The organism is Streptomyces sp. NPDC059567, assembly GCF_042735655.1.
GTDB lineage: Bacteria > Actinomycetota > Actinomycetes > Streptomycetales > Streptomycetaceae > Streptomyces.
Window position 1 is genome coordinate 68,718 of the sequence record NZ_JBHWBS010000028.1, and the last position, 8,516, is coordinate 77,233.

The following is an 8,516-nucleotide window of genomic DNA, read 5'->3' on the forward strand; positions in this document are numbered from 1 at the left end:
TGAGACTGAGCGGGCGCGCGCGGGGCGGGGCAGCTGGCCACGGGTGGCGGCGCGCGCGCGGGGGCGGGCGGCGGGGGGCGCGCCCCGCCCCCCCCCCCCACGGCTCAAGCCCTGTCTATGCCAAGTGCTTCATGGTGAGCCAGGTGGATCCGCCGACGGGGACTGTCATCCCGGAGTCGATGTCGCCGTTTCCAGTGCCCTTGTAGAGGTGGAGGGTGCCGTTGCCCCAGATGGCCATGATGTCTGCTGTGCCGTCGGCGCTGTAGTCGTCGCCGGCCATCAGGGTGACGGTGGACCAGGTGTTGCCGCCCCATACGGGCTTCTGCGCGTTGAAGGAACCGTCGCCGTTGCTCTTGTAGAAGTGGAGCGTGCCGTCGTTCCAGACGGCCATGAGGTCGGCGTTGCCGTCGCGGTCGAAGTCGCCGCCGACGAACTGCTCGACGGTTCCCCAGGTGGATCCGCCCATGGCGACAGTGGTGGCGGCGGTGATGTTGCCCTTGCCGTCGCCCTTGTAGAGGTGGAGGGTGCCGTCGTTCCAGACGGTCAGCAGGTCACCCCAGCCGTCGCCGGTGAAGTCGGCGGCCGTCATCTGCTTGGTGGTTCCCCAGGTCGTACCGCCCATGGCGATGGGCGTCTGGGCCGTGATGTTGCCGTTGCCGTCGCCCTTGTAGAGGTGGAGCGTGCCGTCGCCCCAGATGGCCATGACGTCGGCCACGCCGTCGTTGGTGAAGTCCGCCTTGGCAAGCTGCTTCATCGTGAGCCAGCCGGTGCCACCGAGCTGCGGCGTCCGTGCTCCACTGAGGCCCTGGGTGGTACTGCCGGTGTAGACGTGGAGGCTGCCGTCGGTCCAGACCGCTGCCAGGTCGGCAGCCTTGTCCCCAGTCAGGTCACCCTGTCGGGCGAAGACGGTGTCCGCGATCCAGGCCCCGAGGTCGTCTACACGAGCTCCGAGCGCGTTCGTGCGGGTTTCGGCAGCGTCGGTGCCGAGGCAGCCGCCCTGCCAGGAACGACTGGCTATGGCAAGGAGTTCGACGGCGCCGTCGTTCTGTCGCAGCAGCGGCCCCCCGGTGTCGCCCTGACAGATCAGGGCATCCCCGGTCGCCGCGAGCGTCACTGTCGTGGCGTCGCTGGAGGAGGCCGTGAACGTTCCGGTGTGCAGCTTGTCAGGCACCCACGTGGTCTTGGTGCGCCCGAAGCCGGCCGCGCTGAGCTGTTCGTCAGCAGTCGGAGCAGCGGAGGCGATGGTGACCGGGGTGACGTTCTTGATCCGGCTTGCCAGTTTCACCAGTACGACATCGCGGTCGGCACGCGGCACGAGCTGAACGGCCTCGAGGGTCGAACCAACCGTCGTCTGGGAAAGGTCTGTGCGGCCGACGGTGACGGTGGTGGTGACCGCGGGCTTGCCTGCGGCGGGCTTGCCGTCCGCGGAGAAGCAGGTAGCGGCGGTCAGGACCCACTGCGGGGCGACGAGGGCACCGGTACAGGCGGCCTGCTCGCCGACGTTGATCTTCGTGGTGAAGTTCAGCTGGGTAGGGGCATCAGTGCCGTTGAGGGCGATCGCCGGAGCGATGGTCGCCATCGTGGCGAGTGCAGCAACTGCACTGGTGGTCCACATGAGGCGTGAACGCATGGCGGTCATGATTCTTCCTTGAGATAGAGAGCTCTGCGGGCACCTACAGCCCCTGCAGGACATGCGGATGACGATGACGAACGGGGCCGACACGCGATCCAGAAGCAGGAAGCCCGAGGCGAGGGTGACCGAGCCTGCGAGAAGTCGCGAAGCCCCCTCGACCTGGCCCGAGCGGACCAGGTCGAGGGGAAGGCGGCGATGTCAGAGGGTGATCACCAGAGTGCCGCCGTTGAAGGATGCGCCCAGGTTCGTGCGCACGAAGACCTTGCCCGTGGCGTACTCGTAGACGAACATGTCGGCCTTCCCGTCTCCGCTGGAGTCCCCGAAGCGGAGGCGGCCGAGGTCGCTGCCGTTGACCCAGCGGCTCCAGCCGGTGCTCCACTGGGTGCCGCCGTCGAAGGAGGCGCCCAGGTTCTTGCGGACGTGGATGTTGCCGTCGACGCCGTGCAGGATCATGTCGGCCTTGTTGTCGCCGGTCATGTCCGCGAAGTACAGGCGGCCGAGGTCGCTGCCGTCGACCCAGCGGCTCCAGCCGGTGCTCCACTGGGTACCGCCGTCGAAGGAGGTGCCCAGGTTCTTGCGGACGTGGATGTTGCCGTCGACGCCGTGGACGATCACGTCGGCCTTGTTGTCGCCGGTCATGTCCGCGAAGTACAGACGACCCAGGTCGCTGCCGTCGACCCAGCGGCTCCAGCCGGTCGACATGATGGTGCCGGCGCCGAGGCTGCTGCCGAGGTTGCGGTGGACGATCACGGCACCGTCGGTGCGCTGGACGACGAGGTCATCCTTGCCGTCGCCGTCGATGTCGGCAGGCGTGGTCCGGTCGCGGTTGGCGACTTCCTTCACCCAGCCGGCCAGGCCGTCCACGCGGGTGTCGATCGCGTTGGTACGGGTCTCAGCAGGGTCGGTACCCAGGCAGCCGCCCTGCCAGGACCGCGAATTGACGGCCACGAGTTCGGGCGTCCCGTCGACGGTGCGCAGCGCCGGTCCGCCGGCGTCGCCCTGGCAGACAGTCGCGGTCTCGGAGCCGTTCAGGTTCAGCGTCGTGTCCGTGGCCGAAGCCACGGTGAAGGTGCCCGTGTGGAGCTTGTTGGGCACCCACTCGGCCTTGGTTCGCCCGAACCCAGCCTTCGTCAGCTGCTCACCTTCACCGGCGGGGGTGGCGGCGAGTCGCACCGGCGTGATGGCCGGATCAGTGATCCTCGTGGCGAGACGGACCAGGACCAGGTCACGGTCGGCGTGGGGCACAAGTTCAATGGCCTGCTGGACGCTGCCGCCGGTCTGGGTCAGGTCGTTGCGGCCGACCGTGACGGTGGTGGTGACCGCAGGCTTGCCAGCGGCGGGCTTGCCGTCCGGGGAGAAGCAGGTGGCGGCGGTCAGGACCCAGTGAGGGTCAACGAGGGCTCCGGTGCAGCCGGCCTGTTCCCCGACGTTGATCTTCGCCGTGAAGTTCAGCGTGGAAGGGGCGTCACTGCCATTGAGGGCAATGGCAGGAGCGGTGATCACTACCGTGGCGAGCGCGGCGACTGCGCTGGTAGCCCACACGAGGCGTGAACGCCTTGAGGTCATCGATGTTCCTTGAAGATGAAGAGCCCGTCGCGACGTCCGCGACATCGCCTGGGTGATGCATGTGGACAGCTTCGGATACGCGATCCAGATCACGAGGTGTGACGAATCGTGAGTGGCGAGCGGTGGTGTGTCGCTCGGCCGGATCTGCGGAGCTCCATCAGGGTGTGGCCTTGCCGACCACACTTCCTCACACCGTTGGTTCCCTAGTGCTGGGGTCAGCCCGTGATACGCATTTCGACCAGGACGGAGCGCAAGCCGCTGTCCCCTGTCTCACCGACTGCCTGGTACTTGTTGGCAGGAAGGTCGAGGACGGTCTCTTCGCCTTCGGCGGTCAGGGTTGCCTCGATGGGGTTGCTCTTCGTCCACACGCCCCAGACGTCGGGCAGTTCCAGCGTCAGAAAGCCGGTGTCCGAGGTCACCTTGAAGCAGTAGCCATTGATGTCGAAGCGGGACTCGACCTTGATGTCCCACGTCTGCGAGCACGGGACCAAGGTGATGTGCCCGTCACCACGCTTCAGGGTGATGCGCCGCTCCTGAAGGATCCTCTCGGCATCCGGGTAGCTGAAGTTCTCGACCGCTACCGGCATCTCAGTGGCGACCTCCGCTGTGGCCATGGTCTGCGGAGCCGCCTGGGCACCTGTAGTCAGCGCCACCGCTCCGAACCACGCCACAACGACGCCCGAAGTTCCGAGCATGAGCACCTTGCGGACACGCGATATCGCCATGTGTTTCCTCCCCAATGAAGACAAGAAAGCGGACTACACCCCTCCGCTTGGCGGAAGTAAAGCACATGTAAGGTTCCCGTGAACATGCGGCACAACTCCCCCTCACCTGTGGAGATAACGGGCTGTGTTCGCGAGTGCGGGGGTTCCCGCGCGGCCGGCCTTGGCGATCGCACTGACCTCATCGCAGATCCCTGCGATCGAGTATGTCCGTCTTGCGCGGATGGCGGGGCGATGTGTAGGGGTGCACTCTTTTGCTTGGAGGAATCGTCAGGTGAAGCAACTGTCTCGCCCAAGATGGATGGGGCGTAAGACAACAGGCAGACGTCGAGAGCGGATACCGGGCAGAGCGGCCCGCCGCGTATGCGCCGGTCTGCTGTCCACGGCGATGGTGACGGGGCTGCTGGGAACGGCACCGACTGCTTCTGCTCTCGATGCCGGCGAGACCGGTCTCACGGGTCGAGCACTTGTACTGGACTACTGGGCGGCCGGTGGCCCGGGGGTCAAGGAAGCTGCAGAGCGGGCGCTTCTTGGCACGGACGGGGACATTGAGCAGTTCCTTGCCGACAAGGGGCTGATCCAGCAGATCGATGACCGTGTGGATGTCAGCCGGATCATCAATGCGGGTGGTCCGTCGGTACGTGAGGCGGCCATGGCCGCGTTGCAGGGAAGCCAAGCCGACGTGCAAGCCTTCTTGGCGGGCGGCTGGAAGGCGCCGCATCAAATGGATCAGCGGGTCGAGACCTCCAAGGCCATCAACTTCGGCGGCGTAGGAGTCAAGGAAGCCGGCGAGGCGGCCCTGCGAGGCACGCCCGAAGACGTCGAGCATTTCCTGGAGGACGGTCAGTACGCCGCCCGTCACATGGACGACCGGGTTCAGGTATCGAAGATCCACAACTCGGGTGGGCCGAACATCAAGGCCGCCGCCGAGCTCGCACTCCAGGGCACCTACGACGACCTCATCGAATTCCTGGAAGTGGGCCAGTTCGTGGCCCGCAACCGCGACCAGGAACACGCCACCATCGCCCAGCTGACCGAGCAGGCCAAGCAGGCGGGTAAGCAGGCTGAGGACGCGACCAAGTCCGCAGAGGAAGCCTCCGCCCGGGCAGTTGCCGCTTCTGAGCTGGCCAAGCAGGCAGCACAGAAGGCCGCGCAGGAGACTGAAGCGGCCAAGAGCGACGCCACGCGCGCCGCCATCAAGTCCAAGCAGGCCGCTGACGCCGCGCGTGCTGCCGCCGAGGCCGCACAGACAGCTATCGGTGCCGCCAATGCCGCGAACCGCTCAGCGAAGATCGCGGCGCTGGCCGCCGCGCAGACCGCGAACGCGGCTGCGGCTGCGGCTGACGCCGCAAACCGTGCCTACAACGCGGCAATCGCCGCAGGCATGGATAAGAACCAGGCCGCCAACGCGAACACGCAAGCTAAGGCGGCGCGCGCAGCGGCAAACCTGGCCACCGAGTCCGCCAAGGCCGCCGAACAGGCTGGCAAGGCCTCACTCGCCGCCGCCACCGCAGCCGCCGCGTCCAAGAACGCGAGCGGTAACGCCGACCTCGCCGCCGACGCCGCAGACGAGGCCGCCGGCTACGCGGACGCCGCCGGCGCCTCCTCCGCCGAGGCCAGGGCCGCCGCAGCGGAGACCCGCCGCCACGCCAACGAAGCCCACCGAGCCGCCACCGCCGCAGAGACCCTGGCCCGCAAGTCCGCCACCGCCGCCAATGAGGCACGCGATGCGGCGAACTCGGCCGCCACACACGCCAACAACGCAGCCACTGCGGCCGAATACGCCGCCGCGCACGCGGGCGAGGCAGCAAACCACGCAGCGGAGGCCACCAAGCAGGCCAACGCTGCCAAGGTCGCCTCAGACGCCGCAACCGCGGCGGTTGCGACCGCGAAGAAGACCTTCGACATTGCCCGGGAGGTCGAGGCCGAAGAGCTGACCACTCGCACCGCTGCCGCTGTCGAGCGCGCCAAGACCCACAAGTCCACCGGGGACGCGTTCGTCAAAGACGTCGCCGCCACGGTGGTCGAGGGCAAGGCCATCGAGGACGACACCAAGACCTTGGCCGGCCAGCTCGATCAGCCCGGCGCCGACACCACTGCGATCGCCGCAGAGGGCCGCAAGCTCGCCCTGCGGGCGATGAAGCACTTCGGCTCATGGCGTCAGGAAGCGGCTGCCCAGGCCCTCTCTGGCACCAATGAGGATGTGCTGGAGTACCTGCGCGCCGGCTGGAAAACAGCCCAGCAGAGCGAGATCCGCCAGCAGGTCGCCGACCTGGCCTCCAACAGCCCCTACGAAGCGGTGCGCACCGCCGCCACTGAGGTGCTGACTGGCACGGACGGGCAGATCGCCGACTTCTACACCACCGGACAGCACGAAGTCGCAGGGATGGAGTACCGCGTTCTCGTCTCGAAGATCCACAACGAGGGCGGGGTAGGAGTCAAGGAGGCCGCGGAGGCCGCACTTGCCGACGGCAGCACCCAGGCACTGCTCAAGTTCATCAACAACGGTCAGTACGCTGCCCGCCACTCCGACGAGCGAGTTGCGGCCAGCAAGGTGTTCAACGACGGTGGTCCCGAGGTGAAGGCCGCGGCCATGGTCGCCCTGTCCGGGCCGGCTGACGAGCTGCACTACTTCATCCAGGCCGGCCAGTACGTGGCCGACCGCAAGGACGAACTTGCCAGCAACCACGTCGCCCAGGTCCAGCGCCTGATCGCCGAGGGCGGCGTTATCGCTGCCAAGGCCCTGCAGAACCGCTGGCTCGCTGCCAAGGCCGCGGCCGAGGCCAACCAAGCCGCCGCCGAAGCCGCAGCCGCAGCCACCGAAGCGCAGAAAAGCGCCACACAGGCAGCCCAGTACGCCACCCAGGCCGACGCAGCAGCCGACGACGCCGCAACCAGCGCCACCCAGGCCGCCGCCTCCGCCACGACCGCCCGTAACGCCGCCAAGCGTGCCGAGCAAGACGCGATCGCCGCCGAAGAATCCGCAGCACAAGCCGAATTCTCCGCCAGCTACGCGCGCTCCTCAGCTCTCAGGGCCCAGGACGCGAAAGTCGAAGCCCGCACCGCCGCCCTCGATGCCGGAAAAAGCGCTGAGGAGGCTGAAGCCTCCGCCTCCCAGGCATGGGACCAGGTAGTCCAACTGCGCGAAACGGAAGAAGCAGCGGCACGCCGCCAGGCCGAAGAGCAGCGCGCCTTTGTGCGGGATGAGGAGAGCAAGCCGAGCTGCATCATCAACATCTACCGGGACCACCTCCCACCATGCGCGATGGCTCCCGACAATTACGACATCGTTGTGCCGCGAGCCGATCCTGCCAGCGCGCAACTGGCTATGGACCTGTTTGGCATCACCGATGCCATCGCCTGCGTTGAGGACCCCACACTCGCCGGGTGCCTCATGGCAGGCATGTCGCTCCTACCCATCGGCAAGATCAAGGTCCTCGACAAGGCACTTGATGGTGTCGAGGGGATCGCCAGTGGGACGCGAACCGCCCAGCAAGCCTTGAAGTGCTTCCAGTGCTTCCTCGCCGGCACCAAGGTCCTCATGGCGGACAACTCGGTGAGGAACATCGAATCCGTCACGCCCGGCGATCAAGTAGCTGCCACTGACCCCCACAGCGGCGAGACGAGACCAGGCCGAGTATCGAATGCCATTGTCACCGAGCACGATAAGAACTTCAACGAACTCACCATAAGAACGGGCCGCGGTGAGGAACGGCTTATCGCGACGCATGAGCACCCCTTCTGGTCACCGTCAGAGAATGCGTGGATCGATGCTGGCGACCTTCGCCTTGGGATGACGCTTCGAACCATCGATGGAAGCACTGCTGCCGTTCAGTGGAATCGCTCGTTTGACCAACGTGCGCGCACCTACACCCTCACGGTCGAAGCCGTGCACACCTTCTATGTGCTTGCAGGCACTACGCCGGTTCTGGTTCACAACGCGAGCTGCCCTGTGGGGTTCCGGAACCTCGGCGGGGATCGATTCGAGTCCCCTGGCGGCCTCATATACGGGCCCGGTTCCACGGAGGGGCACCGTATCGCGCACGTGATGGAGCACACGAGGCCGAACCCATCGAAGCCCACACACAGTGTTTTCAAGGATCCCGATCAGGCAAAGGTCCTCGGGTTGCTCGATGAAGGATGGGCAAAACGGGGTGCACCCGATCCCAGCGACCCTGCAAGGTACGTTGTGCCCATGGGCAGAGAGATCGGAACTGCCGGAGAGAGGAACCTCCGAATAGTGGTTGTGCCAGGAACTAATAGGGTGATCACTGCATTCCCGCAGATGTGATCACTGCCGTCCCTACATTCCTTTTGGAGTACGCATGATCTGGTGTCCGAGATGTGAACAAGGCTGGGTAGTGGCATGCCGCATCCGAGGACGGGAGGAACCTTTCCTTGTTTGCGAAGAGTGCGACACGGTCTGGGAGGACGGGGCGCCGCATAGTGGCCCTCCGTTCCTGATTCTTGAGGAGTACATGGCCAGGTTCGGGGTAAGTCCCCTCTGGTCAAACCTCGAGCGACTCGAGGGCGATTCGCGAGAGGGATGAGACGACTCCCCTAGAGGGAGGGGACGGCAGCGGCAGGGCCCGGCG

Annotated in this window: 4 protein-coding genes; 1 reads left to right on the forward strand and 3 read right to left on the reverse strand. The window is 66.3% G+C overall.

The genetic code is table 11. The annotated features are described in order from the left end of the window. Positions 1-115 precede the first annotated feature (115 nt). From ACFVZW_RS15655 to ACFVZW_RS15665, 3 genes are all read right to left on the reverse strand, one after another. A complete protein-coding gene (locus ACFVZW_RS15655; protein WP_384521301.1) occupies positions 116-1,639 on the reverse strand; it encodes an FG-GAP-like repeat-containing protein in 1,524 nt (507 codons plus the stop codon). 192 nt (positions 1,640-1,831) lie between these two features. Then, positions 1,832-3,199 carry a trypsin-like serine protease gene (locus ACFVZW_RS15660; protein ID WP_384521303.1) on the reverse strand — a complete coding sequence of 456 codons (1,368 nt, stop codon included), beginning with the start codon at positions 3,197-3,199 and terminating at the stop codon, positions 1,832-1,834. Between the two features lie 215 nt (positions 3,200-3,414). Further along, complete coding sequence (locus ACFVZW_RS15665) at positions 3,415-3,924, reverse strand: hypothetical protein (RefSeq protein ID WP_384521305.1); 510 nt, start codon at positions 3,922-3,924, stop codon at positions 3,415-3,417. Positions 3,925-4,309: 385 nt separating this feature from the next. Between ACFVZW_RS15665 and ACFVZW_RS15670 the strand changes: the two genes are divergently transcribed. Then, positions 4,310-8,212, forward strand: a complete 3,903-nt coding sequence (locus ACFVZW_RS15670; protein WP_384521307.1) for a polymorphic toxin-type HINT domain-containing protein — start codon at positions 4,310-4,312, stop codon at positions 8,210-8,212. Positions 8,213-8,516: the final 304 nt, after the last annotated feature.